Source organism: Streptomyces sp. NPDC051940 (assembly GCF_040680895.1).
Classification (GTDB): domain Bacteria; phylum Actinomycetota; class Actinomycetes; order Streptomycetales; family Streptomycetaceae; genus Streptomyces.
On sequence record NZ_JBFAXR010000033.1, the window covers coordinates 50,319 to 70,907 of the forward strand.

General features: G+C 71.9%; 14 protein-coding genes. 10 read left to right on the plus strand and 4 right to left on the minus strand.

Going from position 1 to position 20,589, the window contains the following annotated elements:
* Positions 1–47 precede the first annotated feature (47 nt).
* From AB0M28_RS15795 to AB0M28_RS15835, 9 genes are all read left to right on the plus strand, one after another.
* Positions 48–1,556 carry an AMP-binding protein gene (locus AB0M28_RS15795; protein ID WP_365403968.1) on the plus strand — a complete coding sequence of 503 codons (1,509 nt, stop codon included), beginning with the start codon at positions 48–50 and terminating at the stop codon, positions 1,554–1,556.
* A 49-nt stretch (positions 1,557–1,605) separates the two neighbouring features.
* Positions 1,606–2,835 carry a lipase family protein gene (locus tag AB0M28_RS15800; RefSeq protein WP_365403971.1) on the plus strand — a complete coding sequence of 410 codons (1,230 nt, stop codon included), beginning with the start codon at positions 1,606–1,608 and terminating at the stop codon, positions 2,833–2,835.
* A 199-nt stretch (positions 2,836–3,034) separates the two neighbouring features.
* Positions 3,035–3,640, plus strand: coding sequence for a TetR/AcrR family transcriptional regulator (locus tag AB0M28_RS15805; RefSeq protein ID WP_365403975.1), 606 nt, complete (start codon positions 3,035–3,037; stop codon positions 3,638–3,640).
* 140 nt (positions 3,641–3,780) lie between these two features.
* Positions 3,781–4,704 carry a TauD/TfdA family dioxygenase gene (locus AB0M28_RS15810; protein WP_365403978.1) on the plus strand — a complete coding sequence of 308 codons (924 nt, stop codon included), beginning with the start codon at positions 3,781–3,783 and terminating at the stop codon, positions 4,702–4,704.
* Positions 4,701–6,002: an MFS transporter gene (locus AB0M28_RS15815; RefSeq protein WP_365403981.1), complete on the plus strand. Its 1,302-nt coding sequence runs from the start codon at positions 4,701–4,703 to the stop codon at positions 6,000–6,002. Before AB0M28_RS15810 ends, AB0M28_RS15815 begins: the two co-directional genes overlap by 4 nt.
* A gap of 86 nt (positions 6,003–6,088) precedes the next feature.
* The gene (locus tag AB0M28_RS15820; RefSeq protein ID WP_365403984.1) at positions 6,089–7,801 is read left to right on the plus strand and encodes an aldehyde dehydrogenase family protein; all 1,713 of its coding nucleotides are present in this window, start codon (positions 6,089–6,091) and stop codon (positions 7,799–7,801) included.
* A gap of 30 nt (positions 7,802–7,831) precedes the next feature.
* Complete coding sequence (locus tag AB0M28_RS15825; RefSeq protein ID WP_365403987.1) at positions 7,832–9,301, plus strand: long-chain fatty acid--CoA ligase; 1,470 nt, start codon at positions 7,832–7,834, stop codon at positions 9,299–9,301.
* Between the two features lie 159 nt (positions 9,302–9,460).
* Positions 9,461–9,904: a carboxymuconolactone decarboxylase family protein gene (locus AB0M28_RS15830; protein WP_365404005.1), complete on the plus strand. Its 444-nt coding sequence runs from the start codon at positions 9,461–9,463 to the stop codon at positions 9,902–9,904.
* A gap of 36 nt (positions 9,905–9,940) precedes the next feature.
* A complete protein-coding gene (locus tag AB0M28_RS15835; RefSeq protein WP_365403990.1) occupies positions 9,941–10,360 on the plus strand; it encodes a hypothetical protein in 420 nt (139 codons plus the stop codon).
* A gap of 9 nt (positions 10,361–10,369) precedes the next feature.
* On the opposite strand, the gene AB0M28_RS15840 is transcribed toward AB0M28_RS15835, so the two are convergent.
* The 4 genes from AB0M28_RS15840 to aspT (AB0M28_RS15855) form a co-directional block, all read right to left on the minus strand.
* The gene (locus AB0M28_RS15840) at positions 10,370–11,164 is read right to left on the minus strand and encodes a class I SAM-dependent methyltransferase (RefSeq protein ID WP_365403993.1); all 795 of its coding nucleotides are present in this window, start codon (positions 11,162–11,164) and stop codon (positions 10,370–10,372) included.
* 65 nt (positions 11,165–11,229) lie between these two features.
* Positions 11,230–12,882: a bifunctional aspartate transaminase/aspartate 4-decarboxylase gene (locus AB0M28_RS15845; RefSeq protein WP_365403996.1), complete on the minus strand. Its 1,653-nt coding sequence runs from the start codon at positions 12,880–12,882 to the stop codon at positions 11,230–11,232.
* Positions 12,883–12,915: 33 nt separating this feature from the next.
* On the minus strand, positions 12,916–14,619 hold the full coding sequence (aspT, locus tag AB0M28_RS15850; RefSeq protein WP_365403999.1) for an aspartate-alanine antiporter: 1,704 nt from the start codon (positions 14,617–14,619) through the stop codon (positions 12,916–12,918).
* A gap of 12 nt (positions 14,620–14,631) precedes the next feature.
* Positions 14,632–16,311, minus strand: coding sequence for an aspartate-alanine antiporter (aspT, locus tag AB0M28_RS15855; protein WP_365404008.1), 1,680 nt, complete (start codon positions 16,309–16,311; stop codon positions 14,632–14,634).
* A 308-nt stretch (positions 16,312–16,619) separates the two neighbouring features.
* Here aspT (AB0M28_RS15855) and AB0M28_RS15860 point away from each other — a divergent pair, with 308 nt between their 5' ends.
* Complete coding sequence (locus tag AB0M28_RS15860) at positions 16,620–20,564, plus strand: metallophosphoesterase (RefSeq protein ID WP_365404002.1); 3,945 nt, start codon at positions 16,620–16,622, stop codon at positions 20,562–20,564.
* Positions 20,565–20,589: the final 25 nt, after the last annotated feature.

Below are 20,589 nucleotides of genomic sequence, written 5' to 3' on the forward strand. Positions count from 1 at the left end.
ACGCCAGAGCGCCGACGCACTGGCCCTCGAACGATCAGGAGTACGGGATGCACCTCAGCGCCATGCTGGACAGCGCGGTCCGCAAGGCCCCCGGGAAGGAAGCGCTCGTCTACGGCGACCAGCGCTGGACGTACGCCCGGCTGGCAGCCGACGTACGACGGGCCGCGGCCGTGCTGCGCGACGCGGGGCTCGGCCCGGGCGGCCGGCTCGCGGTCATGACGTACAACACCCCCGCCTTCGTCATCGGGGCCTTCGCGGCCTGGCACGCGGGGGCGACGCTGGTACCGGTCAACCACAAGCTGCAGAGCGCGGAGGTCGAGCGGCTGCTGACCCACAGCGGCGCGACCCTCGTGCTGGCCGACGTGGCGCTCGCCGACGTCGTGCGCGGTGCCGGCACCGGCGTACCGCTGCTGGTCAGCCGGCCGGGCGAGCGCGCGGCCGGCTCCTTCGAGGCGCTGGTGGAGGCCGCCGGGGAGTGGGAGGGCGCCCGCGGGGCGGACTCCGACATCGCCCAGATCCTGTACACCTCGGGCACCTCCGGCACCCCCAAGGGCTGCGTGCACACCCACCGCAACATCGCCCTGACCGCCGCCTACACCGCGGCCGCCGTCCCGCTCCGGCGCGACGAGCGGTTCCTGGTCTGCATGCCGATCTGGCACGCCTCCCCGCTCAACAACTGGGCGCTGGGCACGGTGTTCCTCGGCGGCACGGTGGTGCTGCAGCACGAGTACGAGCCGCGCGGCATGCTCGAGATCATCCGGCGGGAGCGCGTCACCGCGGTGTTCGGGGCGCCGATCGCGTTCATCGCCCCGCTGCAGGCGGTGCCCGACTTCGCCTCGTACGACCTGACCTCCGTGCGGTCGTGGATCTACGGCGCCGGGCCGCTGGACGCGGACACCGCGCGCCGGCTGATGAAGGCGTACGGCTCGGACGACTTCCACCAGGTGTACGGGATGAGCGAGATGGGCCCGGTGGGCTCCTCGCTGTCGCCCGACGAGCAGGTGGAGAAGGCCGGTTCGATCGGCCGCGGCGGCATGCCGGGCGTCGATCTGCGGGTGGTACGGACCGACGGCGCGGACGCCGCACCGGGCGAGACCGGCGAGATCTGGCTGCGCTCCGACACCCGGATGGTGGGCTACCTCGACAACGAGGAGGCCACGGCGCAGGCGTTCGCGGGCGACTGGTACCGCAGCGGCGACCTCGGCCGGACCGACGAGGACGGCTTCGTCACCATCGTCGACCGGATGCAGGACATCATCATCACCGGCGGCGAGAACGTCGCCTCCCAGGAGGTGGAGGGGGCGCTGCGCGGCCACGCGGACGTCCTCGACGTCGCGGTCGTCGGCCGCCCGCACCCGCAGTGGGGCGAGACCGTCGTGGCCGTCGTGGTGCCGCGCGCGGGCGCGGAGCCGACGCTCGAGGAGATCCGGGCGTGGCTGGAGACCCGGATCGCCCGCTACAAGATCCCGCGCGAGCTGGTGCTGCGGCCGCAGCTGCCGCGTACGGCGTCGGGGAAGATCACCAAGCACGTGCTGCGGGCGGAGTTCGCGGGCTGAGGTCCCGTCTCAGGCAGCCGCTCGTCCCAGGAAAGGAACCACGCACACCATGACTGTTCGACGTCCGCTCGCGCGGTACGGCAAGGGAATCGCCGCCTGTTGCGCCGCCTCGGCGCTCGCCGCGCTCCTCGCGACCGCGTCCCCTGCGGCGGCCGGCGACGTGACCGGCATACCCGTCGGCCCGCAGGGCGCGGCCTTCTACCACCCGCCCCGCGCCCTCGCCGAGCGCGGCGACCACGGCAGCCTGATCTGGGCGCAACGCCTCACCGGTGACGCGGCGTTCGAGGGCGCCGACAACTGGCGGGTCGTGTACCGCTCGGTCACGCCGCAGGGGAGGACCGTCGCGGTCTCGGGCACGGTCGCCGTCCCGCACGGGAAGCCGCCGAAGGGCGGCTGGCCGGTGCTGTCCTGGCTGCACGGCACGACCGGCGTCGCGGACGCCTGCGCCCCGTCCCTCGACTCGGCCGACAACCCCACCCACGACTATCTGCAGGCCATGCAGCAGACCCTGGCGCCCTGGGTCCGACGCGGGTACGCGGTGACCAAGACCGACTACCAGGGGCTCGGCACGGACGGCGAGCACAGCTATCTGATCGGCGAGGCCGAGGCGCGGGCCGCGGCGGACCTGACCCGGGCGGCGCACCAGCTCTCCGGCGCGCTGAGCGATCGGTGGGTGGCCTACGGCCACTCCCAGGGCGGTCACGCGGCGATCTACACGGCGCAGCTCGCCGCGCGGTGGACGCCGGAGCTGCGGCTGCTCGGCGCGGTCGCCCTGGCGCCGGGCTCCCAGCTCAGCACCGCCGTACCGGCCCTGCGAAACGTGCCGGTCGCGGGCATCAGCTCGTTCATGCCCCTGATCGTGCGCGGTGCGGAGACCGCGAGCGGGCTGACGGACGAGGAGCTGCTCACTCCGCGCGCCCAGGAGCTGATGGACGACGCGGACACGCTCTGCATCGGGCAGCTGCGCGACGCTCAGTCGTGGGGGTCGCTGAAGACCGACGAGATCTTCCGCAAGGACGTCGACCTCTCGGCGTTCGACCAGGTCCTCGCCGACAACGAGCCCGGCACGCTGGCCCCCCGTGTGCCGGTGCTGCTCGCGCAGGGCGGGGCGGACGCGGTCATCCAGCCGGCGTGGACCGACCAGCTGAACGAGCAGCTCACGGCGAACGGGGTGGACGTCACGTACCTCACCTACCCGGGGACCGACCACCGGGGCGTGCTCGCGGCTTCGCTGCCGGACGTCACCCCGTGGGTGGACGGGCTGTTCGGCCGGAGCTGAGAGGTTCCCGCGGCTCCACCGGAGGTGTAAGGCCCGCTGTCCGTGGGTGGCGGGCCTTACACCTCCAAGGCCGTCACGCACGGCGGGGCCTTACACCTCGGAAGTCGTCACGCCCGGCGGATCCGGGGGAGTCCACGCCCGCCGTGCCCCGAGCCCCCGAGGTGGAGCCCCGTCCCCCTGGCCCCGTAGGGTCAGGGGCATGACGGTGGAGCAGGTGGGCCGGGGCAACGGGCGGGGGCCCGGGCGGCCCCGGGAGGAGCGCGTCACCCGCGCGGTGCTGGACGCCGTGGTGGAGCTGGTCGCCGAGCAGGGCATGGGCGCCGTCACCATGGACGCCGTGGCCGCCCGGGCGGGCGTCAGCAAGCCGTCGATGTACCGGCGCTGGGCCACCAAGCGGGACCTGGTCATCGCCGCCGCCGAATCGCGCGTCGGCGCGCTGTCCGTGCCCGACATGGGCGACTTCCGCGCCGAGCTGCGCGCGGTGCTCACCGCCCGTATGGAGGCGTACCGCACGCCCGGCGTCGACAGGCTGCTGGCCGGCGTGATGGCCGCCGCGGCCGAGCCCGGCGCGGAGCGCGGCACCTACGGGGCGTACACCGCCCGCGTCACCTCCGAGACGCGGCACATCCTGGAGCGCGGCATCGCGCGGGGCGACGTGCGCGCGGACGTCGACGTCGACGCGGCGGTGACCCTGGTCGCCGCCTCCCTGGTGTTCCGCATGGTCGGCGAGCAGCGCCAGCCCGATCCGCGGCTCGTGGAATCCGTCGTCGAGCTGGTCGGCCGCGCCGTCGCCGCACAGCCCTGACCTGGGCGTTCCCGGGATTCCTGGGCCCGACGGCAATACGTTACCGACGGTTTTGAAATTGAGGGCCGAACCCCCTTGCCAGAGGTGCGACCGCATATCGATACTGCCGGTAACGAAAACGCTCGTCGCCGGAGGGAACCATGTCCGACACCGTCGTCGCCGACCCGAAGCCCGTACTCGACAAGCCGCTGATGCACTACGGGCGCCGCACGCTTGACCGTATGGCGCCGGGTGCGGAGCAGCCCGCGTACAAGATCCTCGGCATCACCCCGCTGACCCCGCACTTCGGCGCCGAGATCAGCGGCGTGGACCTCACGCAGCCGATCGGGGAGGACCTCGCCGAGGAGCTCCGCCAGGCGCTCCTGGAGTGGAAGGTGGTCTTCTTCCGGGAGCAGACCGGCTTCACCGCGGAGCACCAGCTCGAGCTGGCCGGCGTCTGGGGCCCGCCGGAGCCCAACCCCTTCTTCCCGAAGACCGAGCACGTCGGCGTCTCGCGCCTCGCCAAGGACGCCAAGGCGTCCGGCAACAAGAACATCTGGCACAGCGACCACTCCTTCATGGTCAACCCGGCCCTCGGCTCCGTACTGCGCGCCGTCGAGGTGCCCGCCGCGGGCGGCGACACGATGTGGGCGGACATGGGCGCCGCCTACGACAACCTGCCCGAGGACATCAAGGAGCGCATCGAGGACCTCGTCGCCGTCCACGACTGGGAGGCCAGCTGGGGCGCGCTGATGAACGACGAGCAGAAGGCCGCGTTCCGCAAGAACTGGCCGCAGGTCGAACACCCCGTCGTGGTGCGGCACCCGCGCAGCGGCCGCAGGACGCTGTACGTCAACGAGCCGTTCACCCGCTTCATCAAGGGCCTGTCCGAGGCGGAGAACCGCGACCTGCTGGACATCCTGGTGCTGCAGGCGCGCATCCCCGAGTTCCAGATCCGCTTCCACTGGCGGCCGGACTCGATCGCCATCTGGGACAACATCGCCACCCAGCACTACGCGATCAACGACTACTTCCCGCAGCGCCGCGTCATGGAGCGCATCGCGATCGCGGGCGTCCCGCTGTGACCGCCGCAGACACCGCGCCGGCGAAGCCCGCCGCAGCCACGTCACCGGACCGCACCCACCGGACCCGCGCCTGGACCGTCGTCGTCCTGCTGGTCGTCTTCATGATGGTCAACTTCGCGGACAAGTCCGTCCTCGGCCTGGCGGCTGACGAGATCCGCGCCGATCTGGACCTGAGCGCCACCCAGTTCGGCCTCGCCAACAGCGCGTTCTTCCTGCTCTTCTCCGTCGCCGCGATCGTGGTCAGCATGTACGCCGACAAGGTGCGGCCCGCCACGGTCATCCTCATGATGGCCGTCCTGTGGTCGGTGGCCCAGGTGCCGCCCGCCGTCGGCGGCGGACTCGGGGTCCTGGTCGGCTCGCGGATCCTGCTCGGCGCCGCGGAGGGGCCCGCCTTCCCGGTCGCCCAGAACACCGCGCTCAGCTGGTTCCCGGACCACCGCCGCAACCTGCCCGGCGCCCTGGTGACCCTCGGCATCACGCTCGGCGTGATCACCGCGGCTCCCGGGCTCACCTGGGTCATCGACAACCACGGCTGGCGCACCGCCCTGTGGGTGCTCGCCGTCCTCGGCGCGGTGTGGGCGGTGGCCTGGCACTTCCTCGGCGGGCACGGTGCGTACCGGACCGACGACCGGGCGCCTGCCGTCACCGAGGAGCCGGCCGCCGCGGACGTCACGTACCGCCGGATCTTCCGCACCCGCACCTGGCTGGCCGTCACCGGCGCCTACTTCACCGGCTACTGGGCCGTGGCGCTGATGCTGGTGTGGCTGCCGTCGTACCTGAAGAACGCCCTCGACTACTCCTCCGCCGAGGCCGGCCGGCTCGTGGTGATCCCCTGGGCCGTCGGCGCGGTGGTCCTGATGGCCCAGGCAGGTGTCACCGGGCGGCTGATGCGCCGCGGTGTCGACACCCGCTGGGCGCGCGGCGGTGTCGGCGGCGCGATGCTGCTCATCGGTGCCGTCTGCTGTCTGTGCGTGCCCCTGGTGGACGGCGCCGGCGCCAAGGTGGCGGCCCTGTCGCTCGGTCTCGGGTTCGGCGGTTCGTACGCGGCCGTCGCGGTCACCACGATCTCCGAGCTGGCCCCGGCGCGCCGGGCCGGCGGCGCCCTCGGCGTGATGAACGCCGTGACGACCACCGCGGGTCTGATCGCCCCCGCCGTCGTCGGCGTCATGGTCGACAAGCAGGGCGACACCGGCTACCAGAACGCCATCATCGCCACCGGCGTCCTGCTGGTCGTCGGCGGTCTCGTCTCCACCACGCTGGTCAACCCGGCCCGCGACCGCGCGAAACTGAACGCCTGAACGCCGACGCGCCCGGGCTGAACGCCTGACACCGCCGCGCCCGCCCGAACGCCCCGCCACCGCAGCCGACATCAGGAGACGACCCCATGACCGCCACCCCCACCGTCGACACCGCGGCGCTCGACCGCACCGTCACCGAGCTGCGCGACGGCGCCGAGTCGTGGACCCGCACCCCGCTCGCCGAGCGGATCGCGCTGCTGGAGCGGCTGCTGCCGCGGATCGCCGACCGGGCGGCGGCCATGGCGGCGGACGCCGCCGCGGCCAAGGGGTACGACGCCACGTCGCCGTGGGCGGCGGAGGACTGGATCGGCGCCCCCTGGGCGCTGGCCCAGGGGACCGGCGCGTACCTGCACGTCCTGCGCCGGATCGCCGCCGGCAAGGACCCCGTCGAGGCGCGCGCGGTGCACGAGCGGGACGGACGCACCCTCGTCGACGTCTTCCCCGCCACGGGGTGGGACCGGCTGCTGCTGAACGGGTTCACGGCCCAGGTGTGGACGCGGCCGGGCACCACGCCGCGCCAGGTGCTGGACCGGGCGGCGGGGGAGTACCGCGGCCGCCCGGGCCGCCCCGGCGTCGCCCTGGTGCTGGGCGCCGGGAACGTCGCGGCGATCACCGCGCTCGACATCCTGCACAAGCTGATCGTCGAGGGCCGGGTCGTCGTCGCGAAGATGAACCCCGTCAACGCCTATCTCCGCCCGCACTTCGAGCACGTCTTCGCCGAGTTCCGCGAGCGCGGCTGGGTGCGCTTCGTGGACGGCGGCGCCGCCGAGGGCGCGTACCTCGCGGGCCACGAGGGCGTGGCCGAACTGCACGTCACCGGCAGCGACCGCACCCACGACGCGATCGTGTGGGGCACCGACGAGCAGGCCGAGGAGCGGCGCCGCGCCGACACACCGCTGCTCGACAAGCCGTTCAGCACCGAACTCGGCGGCGTCAGCCCCTGCATCGTCACGCCCGGCCCGTGGAGCGCCGCGGACTTCCGCTACCAGGCCGAGCACATCGTCACCAGCAAGATGAACAACTCCGGCCACAACTGCGTCGCCAGCCAGATCCTCGTCCTCCCGCGCGACTGGGACGGCTCCGAGCGGCTGCTGGCCGAGATCCGCACCGTGCTCGGCGAACTGCCGCCCCGTACCGACTACTACCCGGGTGCCGGCGGCCGGCTGGGCGCCGTGCTGCAGGAGCACCCGGAGGCCGAGACGTACGGGGAGGGCAGCTGCCGCGTGCTCGTCCCGGACGTGCCCGCCGAGCACGACGTCCTGATCACCGACGAGGTCTTCGGCAGCGCGCTCGGCGTCGTCCGGCTGCCGGGCGCCACGGTGGACGAGTTCCTGCCCGCCGCCGTGGAGTTCGCCAACGACACGCTGCCCGGCACCCTGGGCGCCACCCTGCTCGTCCACCCGACGACCCGGCGCGCCCACCGCGCCGCCGTCGACGCGGCGATCGCCGGTCTGCGCTACGGAACGCTCGGCATCAACGTGTGGTCCGCGATCGGCTTCCTGCTCGGTTTCACACCGTGGGGCGCCCACCCGGGCCACACCCGGCAGGACATCGGCAGCGGCATCGGCTTCGTGCACAACGCGTTCATGCTCGAGGACGTCCAGAAGACGGTCCTCGAGGCGCCGTTCGCCCCCGCGCCCCGCGGCCTGTTCACCGGATCGCCGTCGCTGTCGCCGCGCCCGCCGTACTTCGTCACCAACCGCACGGCGCTGACCACCGTCGAGCGGCTCACCCGCTTCACCGCGGCGCCGTCCGCCGCGAAGCTGCCCGGCATCTTCGCCTCCGCCCTGCGCGGCTGAGCCCCCCACCCGGAACCGAAGGCACCCCCCATGAACCTCGCCGCCATCCTCCCGCACACCGCCGCCGTCCACGGCGCCCGTACCGCCGTCGAACTGGGTGGGCACGCCCTGTCGTACGCCGAACTCGACGCCTGCGCCGGCCGGGTGGCCGCCCTGCTCGCCGCCCGCGGCGTCGCGCCGGGGGACCGCGTCGGCGTGATGCTGCCGAACGTGCCCGACTTCCCCGTCCTGTACTACGGCATCCTGCGCGCCGGCGCCGTCGCGGTCCCGATGAACCCGCTGCTGAAGTCCCGCGAGATCGCCCACTACCTGCGGGACTCCGGTGCAGTGCTGCTCTTCGCCCACGAGATGTGCGCCGAGGAAGCGGGCCGCGGCGCCGAGGGCACCGGCACCGACGTGGTCCCGCTCGGCGCCGGCACGCTCACCGCGCTGCTCGACGGACACCCGGAGCCCGCCGCCCTCACCGACCGCGCGGACGACGACACGGCCGTGCTGCTGTACACCTCCGGCACCACCGGCTCGCCGAAGGGCGCCGAGCTCACGCACGCCAACCTGCGGCGCAACGCCGAGATCTGCGCGCATTCGCTGTTCCGGCTCACGTCCGACGACGTGGTGCTGGGCTGCCTGCCGCTGTTCCACACCTTCGGCCAGACCTGCGCCATGAACGCCGCCGTCACCGTCGGCGCCCGGCTGACGCTGATGGCCCGCTTCGAGCCCGTACAGGCGCTGACGGCCGTCCAGGACAAGGGCGTCACCGTCTTCGCCGGCGTGCCCACGATGTACGCCGCGCTGCTCGCCGCCCGCACCGACGCGCACGACACGTCGTCGCTGCGCCTGTGCCTGTCCGGCGGATCCTCGCTGCCGGTGGAGGTGCTGCACGGCTTCGAGAAGAGCTTCGACGCCCCGGTGCTGGAGGGCTTCGGTATGTCGGAGACCTCGCCCGTCGCCTCCTTCAACCACCCCGACCGCCCGCGCAAGGCCGGCTCGGTGGGCACCCCGATCGAGGGCGTCGAGATGCGCCTGATCGACGTGCGGGGCGGCGTGGGTGAGCTGTGCGTGCGGGGCCACAACGTGATGAAGGGCTACTTCGGCCGCCCGGAGGCCACCGCCGAGGCCCTGCGGGACGGCTGGCTGCGCACCGGCGACCTGGCCCGGATCGACGACGACGGGTACTTCTACATCGTCGACCGCAAGAAGGACCTCATCATCCGCGGCGGGTTCAACGTCTACCCGCGCGAGGTGGAGGAGGTCCTCTACGAGCACCCCGCCGTCGCCGAGGCCGCCGTGATCGGCATCCCGCACCCGACGCTGGGGGAGGAGGTCGCGGCCGCGGTCGCCCTGCACCCCGGTGCGGGGGCGACGGCGGACGAGCTGCGGGAGTACGTGCGCGAGCGCGTCGCGGCCTACAAGTACCCGCGCGAGGTGAAGCTCGTCGACGCCCTGCCGAAGGGCGCGACCGGCAAGATCCTCAAGCGGGAGATCACGTTCGCCGATTCGTGATCTCGACGCGGCCGCGGTCCTTCTCCGACCTGCGACGACGCCCACGCACGGGATCGATCAGGAATGGAGAAGCCACCGCGGCCGCCCCGCGCCTACCGTCGAAGCATGACGACGAACACCACCACAGCAACTGTCCCTTCGACCCTCCCGCAGCCCCGGATGGCGAACCCCGCGACCGTCCTGCCGGGCGCCGTCGAGGCCGTCCAGGGCCTGTACAAGGCCGCGTACCAGGGCGGCGTGCCGCAGTCCACGCTGGAGCTGGTGCACCTGCGTGCCAGCCAGATCAACGGCTGCAGCCCGTGCGTCGACTCCGGCGCCAAGGGAGCGCGCCGGGCCGGCGTGAGCGACGAGAAGCTCTTCACCGTCGCCGCCTGGCGCGAGGCCCCGTACTTCACCGACGAGGAGCGCGCGGCGCTCGCGCTCGCGGAGGCCGCGACCCGGCTCAGCGACCGCCCGGACGCGGTGTCCGACGAGGTCTGGGAGGACGCGGCCGCGCACTACGACGAGCGTGAACTGGCCGCGATCCTCCTGATGATCGGTATCACGAACCTCTTCAACCGGCTCAACGCCCCCACCCGCCAGACGGCCGGAGCCTGGGGCTGACGGCGCAGGCGGCGGCCGGGGAAGGCGGAACGCGTCATGACCGCACTGCCGCACTGGCCCGCCGGCGCCCTCGCCGTCCTCGCCACCTCCGCGGACGACGGCCCGTACGCGGAAGTGGTCCACGGACCCGTACGGGCCGCGTCCGACAGCGTCCTGCTGAGCGTGCCGCGCGCCGGGCGCACCCTGGCCCGGCTGAGGTCCGGGACCCGGGACGCCGCCCTGGCCCTGATGGCCGCGGACGCGCCGTGGACGGTGCGGGGGAGGGCCCGGATACTGGCCGATCCGATGGCCGCGGACGGTGAGTTCGCGGCGGTGGAGCTGACGGTCACCGCCGTCGAGGGGCACCCCGCCACCGACGGCGGCGGCCTCGAGCGCCGGGGAGCCGCCCTGGGCCGCCTCGCGGTGGTCCGTCTGCGGTGTAGGGCAGCGGCGGGTGCGCTGCCCGCGGAGGGATGAGCGCCCAGGTCAGGGCCGCCGCCCCCGCACCGCCCAGGCGCGGGCGGACAGGGCGATGGAGCCGTCCGGCCCGACGGGCAGCCCCGCCCGGAACAGGTCCCTCAGCTGCCGTCGGTCCGCCGGCGGCAGCGCGGCGGCGTACCCGGGCGCGGGCCCCTGTCCGGCCAGGAACGGCTCCCACAGCTCGGCGAAGCCGGCGAACACCATCGTCACCTCCACCTCCCCGACGGCCACGTCGACGAGCCCGGCACCGGCCCACAGCGCGCGCAGCGGCCCCGGCCGGCACCAGGCGAAGCGACGCCCCTCGTCCAGCTCGACGGCGTCGGGGGACAGCGCGGCGGCCGCGTCCCAGAAGTGCCGCAGGAGCCCCATCCCCCCGGCGTAGTCCCACACATACCCGGCGACCAGCCCACCGGGCCGCACCGCCCGCGCCATGCCGGCGAGGGCCGCGTCCGGCCCGGGCACGAAGTTGAGCGCCAGCCCGCTGACCGCGGCGTCGAACGCCCCGTCGCGCACCGGCAGCCGCATCGCGTCCCCGACGACGAACCGCGCGGGCCCGCGCACACCGTCGCGCGCCGCCGCGACGAACCCGGCCGACCGGTCCACCCCCACGACGAGCCCCGGCCGGCACCGCTCGACCACCGCGGCCGACAGCGCCCCGGTGCCGCACCCCACATCGAGCCACCGCGGCCCCCGCTCGCCGGTCCACACGACGAACTCCCGCGCCACGGCCCGGCTCCACCGCCCCATGTACCGCTCGTACGCACCACCGGCGCTCCACCGGTCGAACCGCTGCTCCACCACGCCGATGCGCCTCCACAGGCCGGGGTCGCCTCCAGTGTGGCGCCCCGGCATCCGCTGAGCGCCCGCTAGACCCCCGTGGTGGCCCGCCACTCCTCGGCGTAGTCGGTGAAGATCGCGTGCAGATGGTGGCCGATCTTCAGATAGTCCAGGTCGTCGAGGTTGGCCAGGGAGACGCGGACCGACCACTCCGGGCCGTCGAAGCCGCCGCCGTTCAGCAGCACCACGCCCGTCTGCTCGGCGAGGCGGAACAGCGGGTCGACCGGCTCGTAGTTCTTCTGCAGGAACGCCGCGAAGTCCGCGCCGTGCACGCGCTCGGCCTCGGCGAGCAGGTCGAGTTCGATGTAGTAGCCGGCCCGCTTCGGGTCGTCGGAGATCTTCATCCGGGCGCCCTCCAGCAGCAGGTCGAGGCGCTGCTGGACGATGGCGCGGACCTTGTCCTTGTACGCCTGGCCCTCGGGGAGCAGGTCGAACAGGGAGAACACGGTCATCATCACCTGCTGGGGCAGGGACAGGCCCGCGGTGTGGTTCAGCGCCACCTGGCGCGAGTCGGCGACCAGCCGGTCGATGAAGCGGATCTTCTCCGGCTCCAGGGTGAGGGACCCGTAGCGCTTGTTCAGCCGGTCCTTCTCCGTCTGCGGCAGCGCGGCGATCATCTCGTCGATGACGTTGTCGTCGTGCAGCCCGATGACCCCGAGCCGCCAGCCGGTGGCGCCGTAGTGCTTGGAGTACGAGTACACCAGCAGCGTGTTGCGGGGGATGTCCGCGGCCAGGGAGCGGAAGCCCTCGACGAAGGTGGCGTAGACGTCGTCGGTGACGATGAGCAGGTTCGGGTTCTTCGTGGCCACGATGTCCCGGATCTGGGCGGCGACCCGCGCGCTGAGCGCCAGGGACGGCGGGTTGGAGGGATTGACCAGGCAGACCAGCTTCACCGAGGGGTCCTCCAGCTTGGCGACCTCCTCCGGCGGATAGCGCCACTCGCGCACCCCGACCTCGGTGAACTTGCTCGCGTTGACCAGCACCACGTCGAACTCGTACGTGTCCAGCTCGGGGATCTCGATGTACGGTGTGAACACCGGGACCATCAGGGCGATCCGGTCGCCCTTCTTCAGCAGTCCGTTCTTCATCAGCGAGTCGAAGACGTAGCACATGGCCGCCGTGCCGCCCTCGGTGGCGAACAGGCTGAGGTTGTCCTCCGGCGGCCGCTTGTCGAACAGCTCGTCGCCGAGGTACGCCCGGACGATCCGCTCCGCGTGGACCAGCATCCGGTCGGGCACCGGGTAGTTGTCCGCGGTGATCGAGTCGGTCAGCTCGTGGACGAAGGCGTCCTTGTCGAAGCCGAAGCGCTCCAGCGCGTACTCCACGCACTTCTGCAGCAGCTCGATCCCGGGCAGGTCCGGGTGCTGCCGTACGAACGCGTCGAAGCGGTCGCCGGAGCCCTTCAGCTCCGGCATGCCGCCGAGGTCGTCGGCCGTCCACACCCGGCGGGACTCGGCCAGGGCGAAGTAGCCGAGCGCGTAGAACGCCTCGCGGGGGCCCGTGGCCACCCAGTTGGGGTTGCCGCGGCCGGCGTTGAGCATCTGGACCGACGACTTGTCCTTCTGGCCCGGCTCGTGCTTCTGGACCTCCTCGGCGAGCTGGATGAACTTGTCCTTCAGCTCGAACGGCGAGAGCTGGGCGAGACGGTGGATCTCGTCGCGGCTGAACGTGGTCTTCGGCATGCGGTCCGTCCTTCGGGAGTGCGGGTGCTGGGGTCAGTGCTGGAGGATGACGATCACGGCGCCCCAGATGGTCAGCAGCACGTTGCCGACGGCGTACGGGACCGTGTAGCCGAGCGTGGGGATCTGGGACCGGGACGCCTCGTTGATCGCGCCGATCGCCGCCGTGGTGGTCTGGCCGCCCGCCAGTACGCCCATCAGGATCGGGAAGCGGATCCTCTGGACGTAGTGGCCGACGACGAAGCCCACCACCAGCGGGATCAGGGTGGCCACCGCGCCGAACAGCAGCAGGCCCCAGCCGGCCTCGGAGAGGCCGGAGGTGAAGCTGGGCCCGGCGTTGATGCCGACCACCGCCACGAACAGGCACAGGCCCAGGGTGTCCATGAACCACTGCGCGCCCGGCGGGACGTTGCCGTACGTCGGATACTTGCCGCGGATCCAGCCGAAGACCAGACCCATGATCAGCGCGCCGCCCGAGGTGGACAGCGAGATCGGCACCCCGGAGACGGTGAGGGCCGGGATGCCGAGGCAGCCGCCGAGGAAGATGCCGAGGCCGACCCAGACCATGTCCGTGGCGAAACTGGTGGGCACCGGCTTGCCGATCTCCCGCGCGGCCGGATCGACGAGGCGCTTCGGGCCGGTCAGGACGAGCGTGTCGCCGCGCTCCAGCCCGGTGGACAGCCGGTACGGGAACTCGGAGCCGGAGCGGTAGAGCTTGTCGACGTACACGCCGACCATGAACGGCTCGCGCCGCAGGTCACCGATGGTCTTGCCGAGCTGGGCCTTCTCCGAGGCGACGACGTGCAGCGACTCGGTCCGGTAGCCGAGGAGTTCGACGTCGTCCGTCTCGGGCCCGATGTGCGTACGGGCGTCGAAGTCGACCAGGTCGTGCCGCAGCGCCGAGACGGCGAGCACGTCGCCCTCGCGGACCGCCGTCTGCTGTGTGTGGTCGATGACCTTCCCGTCCCGGCGTACCTGGGTGATGTAGACGCGGCGGCCCAGCTCCTGCTGCTGGTGCTCGAAGTCGTCGATGGTCCGGCCGACGAGGTCGGGCCGCTGCACCGTGAACGCCCGCAGCACCACCTCGTAGTAGCCCTCGCCGAGGTCCGGGTCCTCCTGGCGCGCGTCCAGCTCCTTGGCCAGCTGGGCGCTCTCGGCGGCCAGGTCCTTGCGGTACAGGCGCGGGAGGATGTTGGCGAGCAGGATCGCGCACAGGATGGTGCCGAGCGGATACGTCACCGCGTAGCCGATGGGGACCAGGTTCTCCTCGGTCTTCAGCTGGTCCGCGGTGTAGCCGGGCAGGCTGCCGATGGCGTCCTGGGCGACACCGATGACCGCCGACTGGGTCAGCGCGCCGCCGAGCAGACCGGCGGACAGCCCGGGGCCGTACCCGAGCATCGCGGAGAAGCCCCAGCACACCAGGAGGCCGGTCACGCAGACGACGACCGCGTTGACCACCTGCGGCAGGCCGTCCTTCTTCAGGCCCCGGAAGAACTGCGGGCCGACCCGGTAGCCGAGGGCGAACAGGAACATGATGAAGAACAGGCTCTTGACCGTGCCGTTGATCTCGACCTTGAACTGGGCGCCGAGGAAGAGCCCGACGATCAGACAGCCGGTGACCGCGCCGAGCGCGATCGCCTTGTAGCGGATCTTCCCGACCAGGAAGCCGAGGGCGACGGTGACGAACACCAGCAGCTCGGGATACGGCTGGAAGATGTTCCGGTTGAGGAAGTCGATCACGTACGCCTCCGCTCAGTTGCCGAGGATGCCGACGAGCACCGGACCGGTGAGGGGCAGCAGGAAGTTCGAGATGGTGTAGGTGATCGTGTAGCCGAGCAGCGGCACGGTGGACTGGGCGACCTGGCTGATCGCGGTGATGGACGGGGTGGAGCACTGCTGGCCCGCGATGGCGCCGATGAGCAGCGGTTTCTCGATCCTCAGCAGCTTCAGGCCGACGAACAGCGAGATGGTCGCCGGGATCAGCACCATGGCGATGCCGGCGAACGGCAGCAGCGCGCCGTACTCCTGCAGCAGGGGCCACGCCTGCGGGCCGGAGGTCAGGCCCGTACAGGCGATGAACACCGCCAGGCCCAGGTCCTTCAGGGTGGTCGCGGCCTGGGTGGGGAAGGCGCCGAAGGTCTGGCGCAGGGAGCGGAACCAGCCGAAGACCAGGCCGGAGATCAGACAGCCGCCGCCGGTGCCCAGGGAGAGCGGGATGTCGCCGAAGCGCACGACGATCTGGCCGAGCAGCGAGCCGGCGACGATGCCCAGGCCCAGATAGATGAAGTCGGTGGCGTCGTTCTTGACCACCGCGCCGATCTTCTGCACCAGCCGGCCGAGCCCGGAGCGGGCGCCGACCAGGGTGAGTACGTCGCCGCGCGCCAGGACCGTCTCGCCGGAGGCGGGCAGGTGCTGTTCGTTGCGGACGACCTCGGTGACGTACACCCCGGCCTGCCCGAACTCCGGGTGCTCCGCGCGCATCTGGTCGATGGTCAGCCCGGCGGTCGCCTTCTCCGTCACCGCGACCTGCTGGGTGGTCAGCGGGGTCTCCACGCCGGGGATGCCTGCCGTCTCCGGGCCCAGATGGCGGCCGGCGTCGATCACCTCGGCCCGCCGGCCCACGACCAGCACCAGGTCGGAGAGGGTGAGCTCCAGCCCGGGATCCGGGGTGAGCATCCTGCTGCCGCGTTTCACGGCCTCGACGGTGACGAGGCTCTTCGCCTTCTGCTGCAGCGCGCCGACCGTCAGCCCGTCGCCCCCGGTCACCAGGTACGTGCGGCTGACCATGGACGGCAGCGAGGGGAGTTCGTCGGCCTCCAGCGAGCCCTTCCCCCCGCGCATCTTCAGCCACAGCTCGTGGGACGCGTCGCGCAGGTTGATGCGCAGCATCATCGGCATGAACTGGCTGGTGTACAGCACGATCGTGATCAGGCCGAAGAGATAGCAGACCGTGTACGCGGTGGCCACGTTGCCCTGGTACTCGGAGATCTGGTCCGCGGTCAGGCCGTCCAGTTTGCCGATGGCCTCCGTCGCCGTACCGACGACCGCGGACTCGGTGGCGGCGCCGGCCAGGATGCCCGAGGCGGTGCCGACGTCCAGGTCGAACGCCTTGGCCAGGCCGAGCGCGATGCCCACCACGCAGACCAGCTCGATCAGGCAGAGCACGCCGAAGCGCAGGCCCTTGCGGTTGAGGTTGGCGAAGAACTGCGGTCCGGCCATATAGCCGAGGGCGAAGATGAAGATCGCGAAGAACACCGTCTTCACGTCCTCGTCGATCTCGACCTTGGTCCAGGCGCCCAGCAACAGGGCGACGATGAGGGTGCCGGCGATACCGCCCAGCTGGATGGGGCCGACGCGGAGCTTCCCCAAGAGGTAGCCGGCCGCGAGACAGAGGAAGAGCGCGAGCTCGGGATTGTCCTTGATGACACCCACTGACACCTCGGGGGACGGAACGGCCTCACCACCGGCGGTGAGCGGACGCACTGCGGAGCGGACGTTGCTGAGGTCAGCCTTCGGCAACGGCCCGGGGACCACCATGCGGGTGGGCCGTACGGGTGAGTCCTCGCCTCCCGGGGCGCCCTGCGCATCGGATGAACCGGGCCTCTGGTCAAGCCCCGTGCGCCCCTCTACCCTCGGTCACACGGGCAAGCGCTTACGTTCCCCCGCGCATAAGCCCCGCACTCCCCTGCGTTCACCTGGCTCCTCCACCGTGTCCGTTGCCTCATCGCACCTTGGCCCGGATGGAAGGACTGCACCAGATGCAGCCGACTTCAGGCCGCGGATGGCTCATAGCCGTCACCGCGGCCGCCACACTGCTCGCCGGCAACCTCACGCCGGCGGCCTTCGCGGACTCGGAGCTGGGTAAACCCAGCCCCCCGACCGCCGGTTCACCGCCCACACTCCAGCCCGCGGACGACTCCTACCTCGAAGGAACCGTCAAGGCGGCCGCCGCCCCGACCACCGCCGGGGACAGCGTCACCGAACTCGCCGTGGACGGCACGCCCGTCGACGCCACCCGGACGGTGGGCGTCTCGCGGCTCCGCTTCGACGTGGGCTCCAACTCCACCGAGGCCGTGTACCACAGCTATGTCCGGGTCAACGGCGACTACCGGATCGACATCGGCGACTTCGTCAACGAGCGGGCGACGCTCGAGATCCCGAACGAGCACCTCGTCCAGGGCGAGAACACCGTCGAGATCGTCGTCGGTGCCGTCACCACCTCCTGCGGCTCCAACTACGACGACTTCGTCCTCTCCGACGTCGGCCTGGAGCTGCTCGGCGAGGTCGCGGACGGCGAGGACAACCCGTACACCTTCTCGTTCGGCGACGGCAGCTGCGGTACGAACACCAGCCTGCTGAAGGAAGCCACCCTGAAGTTCTACGTCCAGGGCGACCCGCAGGGCACCACGGGCCTGACCGGGGACCTGGACACCACCGAGCTGGCCAACGGCCCGCACACGCTCAGCACCCGCACCGTCTCGGGTCAGACGGTCACGCACGACGTGACCGTGAACAACGCGCCGCCGGGGGCACCCCGGCTGCTGCCCAAGGACGGCACCCTGGTCCGCGGCGACCAGTCCGTCTTCGCGACCGCGCCCGCCGGCGACACCGACGCCGGGGTGCGCGCGCTGACCGTGGACGGCTCCGCGCCCCCCGCGAAGGCCACCCTGGGCCACGGCGCCGCGCTGCTCTCCTTCGACGTCGGTGACAACTCCATCGACGACCGGTTCGACAACTACCTGCTGGTCAACGGCAAGCGCGTCGACCTCGGCGGCACCTGGGTGAGCCAGCGCGTGACGATCGCCGTCCCGGCCCGCTTCCTGGTCCCCGGCGACAACACGGTCAAGGTCGTGACCGGCGACTTCGGCGAGTCCTGCGGCGCCAACCGCGACGACTTCACCATCGCGAACCTGGAGCTGACCCTCGAGGGCGCCCCCGCGACCGGCCACGACATCCAGCCGTCGTACGTCATGGGCGACGGCGCCTGCGGCAGCAGCACCACCGCGCTGCGCGAGGCCGCGCTGCGCTACACCCTCGACGGCCCGGCGATGCGCGTGGAGCCGACGCTGGGCTCCGGCAACGCCACGCTCAGCTTCACCGTGGGCAGCAACTCCATCGAGGCCCGCTACCAGAGCTATATGCTGGTCAACGGCCAGAAGGTGGTGCTCGACGGCGACTTCGTCAGCCGCCGGGTCGACTTCACCTTCCCCGACGAGTACCTGGTCCCCGGCTGGAACACGATCGACTTCGTCGCCGGTACGTTCCCGACGTCCTGCGGCGCCAACCGGGACGACTTCGCGCTCTCGGACATCGTGCTGAGGCCCGCCGAGGGCACCGCGGCCGGCCGCATGGTCAAGAACTCCTACAGCTTCGGCGACGGAAACTGCGGCAGCAGCGTCAACCCGCTCACCGAGATCGACCTGGAGTTCGTCGTCGACGCGCCCGAGCGCGGTCTGCGCGCCGACGTCGACACGACGGCCCTCGCCGACGGCAAGCACACCCTGGCCGCCGTCTCGCGCAGCGACAAGACCGCCACCCGCGAGTTGTTCACCGACAACACCGCGCCGAAGGTCGCCACCAGCGTCCCGGCCGCGGGGCAGCGGATCACCGCGAACGTCGTGCTGGACGTGCGGATGGAGGACCGCTCCGGCGTCGTCTCCGGCCCGGACGTCAAGCTGGACGGCAAGGCGATCAGCCTGGGCGAGCCGGTGGGCCCCGGCCTGAAGGCCGGTACGCACACGCTGGCCGTGACCGCCGCCGACGGCCTCGGCAACACCGCGACGCGCACCGTCGAGTTCGAGTCCGCGGGCATCCCCGACGCCCCGGCCGAGCTGTCCCCGCCGTTGGGCGCCACCGACGTGGGCGGCTCCGCCACGCTCTCGGCGAGGGTCGCCGAGCCGGACGACGGCAAGGTCAGGGCGACGTTCTCGGAGGCCGAGATCCTCACCCCGAACCAGGTCTACCAGGGCACCACGACCGCTCTGCCGACCACGCTGCGCGTCCCGGGGGAGAAGCTCGTCGCGACCGACGCGCTCGGCCCGGCGGACGGCAGGACACTTGACGCCCCCGCCGGCCAGGAGATCACGTACCAGCGCTACGACGTCCAGGTCGAGGGCCACGTCGACGCCCCGGTGCTGCGCTGGCAGGGCTCCATCGACCCGGAGCGGCTGGCGGGGCTCCGCGCCTGGAACCTGCGGACGAAGAAGTGGGACCTGCTGACCAGCTCCCGCGGCGCCGCCGGGGGCGACACCACCCTGACGGCCGTCGTCGGCGCCGACCACATCGACGTGCAGCAGGTGCACGTGCTGGTGACGGGTGAGGACCCGTTCGCCGACGACATCGAGCCCGGCGACCCGAACCGCTTCGCCGACCCCGACTCCTACGACTTCTCCCTGGTCCACTTCACCGACACCCAGTACCTCTCCGAGGGCGCGGTGGAGCAGGAGACGGCCGAGGAGCGCGCGGTGTGGGAGTCGGCGTACGCCGAGATCCCCGAGTGGATCCGGGCGAACAAGGACGAGCGGAGGATCAGTTACGTCGCGCACACCGGCGACATCATCGAGAACAACATCCGCAAGCCCACGACCGACGAGATGCGCGAGCAGATCAGGGGCGAGTTCGAGGTCTCCTCGAAGGCGCAGCAGGTCCTCGACGACGCGGGCGTCCCGAACGGCGTGATCGCCGGCAACCACGACAACCAGTCCGGTACGGAGACCGGCCCGGAGGCGGCGTACAACACGTACTACGGCCCCGGCCGCTACGAGAGTGCCGCCAAGGGCTGGGAGCACGCCTCCTACGGCGGGGCGTGGAAGCCAGGCGACAACCAGAACCACTACGACCTGTTCTCGGCCGGCGGCCTGGACTTCGTGGTGGTGGGCCTGTCGTACGGCGTCACGCGCGAGGAGGCCGAATGGGCCGACTCGGTCTTCAAGCGCTACCCCGACCGCAACGGCATCCTGCTGTCGCACGACTACCTCGTGCCCAGCGCCAGCCCGGACGGACGGGGCGCCGCGTTCTCCGCGCCCGACGGCTCGATGCTCTACAAGACGGTGGTGGAGAAGAACCCCAACGTGTTCCTGATCCTCGCCGGACACGAGCACGGGGTGGGCACCAACGTGAAGCCGAAGGTGGGCCAGGTCGGCAAGGGCGTGGTCGAGCTGCTCGCCGACTACCAGTTCTACACGGTGTCGGCGGACCGCCTCGGCCTCACGGAGGTCGGCGGCTACCAGCCGGACGACCAGCTGCAGTTCGGCGCGAGCTTCTTCCGGATGCTGCAGTTCGACGTGGACCGCTCCGAGCTGACGGTGGACACCTACTCGCCGCTGCTGGACAACTTCGGGGCGGGGGAGTTCGACCCGCTGCGCCGGTACGACGGGCGTGAGGACAACATGGTGCTGCCGGTCGACCTGACGACCCGTACCACCACCTTCCGCACGGACTCGCTCGCGCTGTACAACCCGACGGGCACCATCGGCACCGCCACGGTGGACTCCGGCGGCACGGCGTCGGTGCGGTGGGACGGTCTCAAGCCGGGCACCGGGTACGCCTGGTTCGTCACCGCGCGCTCCGCGGGCGGCGGCGTGACCGCCTCCGAGCCGAGCGTCTTCGTCACGAAGGACGAGCGGGGCCGCCCCGGCGCCTTCGACGAGTCGTCACCGCTCTACCCCTGGTTCGACCGCTCCTGACACCCGCCGGGCGGCCGCCCCCCCC

What these genes read in the sequence shown, in the direction of transcription:
- AB0M28_RS15795 (WP_365403968.1), top strand. Translation starts at nt 48, where the DNA reads ATGCACCTCAGCGCCATGCTGGACAGCGCGGTCCGCAAGGCCCCCGGG.
- AB0M28_RS15800 (WP_365403971.1), top strand. Translation starts at nt 1,606, where the DNA reads ATGACTGTTCGACGTCCGCTCGCGCGGTACGGCAAGGGAATCGCCGCC.
- AB0M28_RS15805 (WP_365403975.1), top strand. Translation starts at nt 3,035, where the DNA reads ATGACGGTGGAGCAGGTGGGCCGGGGCAACGGGCGGGGGCCCGGGCGG.
- AB0M28_RS15810 (WP_365403978.1), top strand. Translation starts at nt 3,781, where the DNA reads ATGTCCGACACCGTCGTCGCCGACCCGAAGCCCGTACTCGACAAGCCG.
- AB0M28_RS15820 (WP_365403984.1), top strand. Translation starts at nt 6,089, where the DNA reads ATGACCGCCACCCCCACCGTCGACACCGCGGCGCTCGACCGCACCGTC.
- AB0M28_RS15825 (WP_365403987.1), top strand. Translation starts at nt 7,832, where the DNA reads ATGAACCTCGCCGCCATCCTCCCGCACACCGCCGCCGTCCACGGCGCC.
- AB0M28_RS15830 (WP_365404005.1), top strand. Translation starts at nt 9,461, where the DNA reads ATGGCGAACCCCGCGACCGTCCTGCCGGGCGCCGTCGAGGCCGTCCAG.
- AB0M28_RS15835 (WP_365403990.1), top strand. Translation starts at nt 9,941, where the DNA reads ATGACCGCACTGCCGCACTGGCCCGCCGGCGCCCTCGCCGTCCTCGCC.
- AB0M28_RS15845 (WP_365403996.1), bottom strand. Translation starts at nt 12,882, where the DNA reads ATGCCGAAGACCACGTTCAGCCGCGACGAGATCCACCGTCTCGCCCAG.
- AB0M28_RS15860 (WP_365404002.1), top strand. Translation starts at nt 16,620, where the DNA reads ATGGAAGGACTGCACCAGATGCAGCCGACTTCAGGCCGCGGATGGCTC.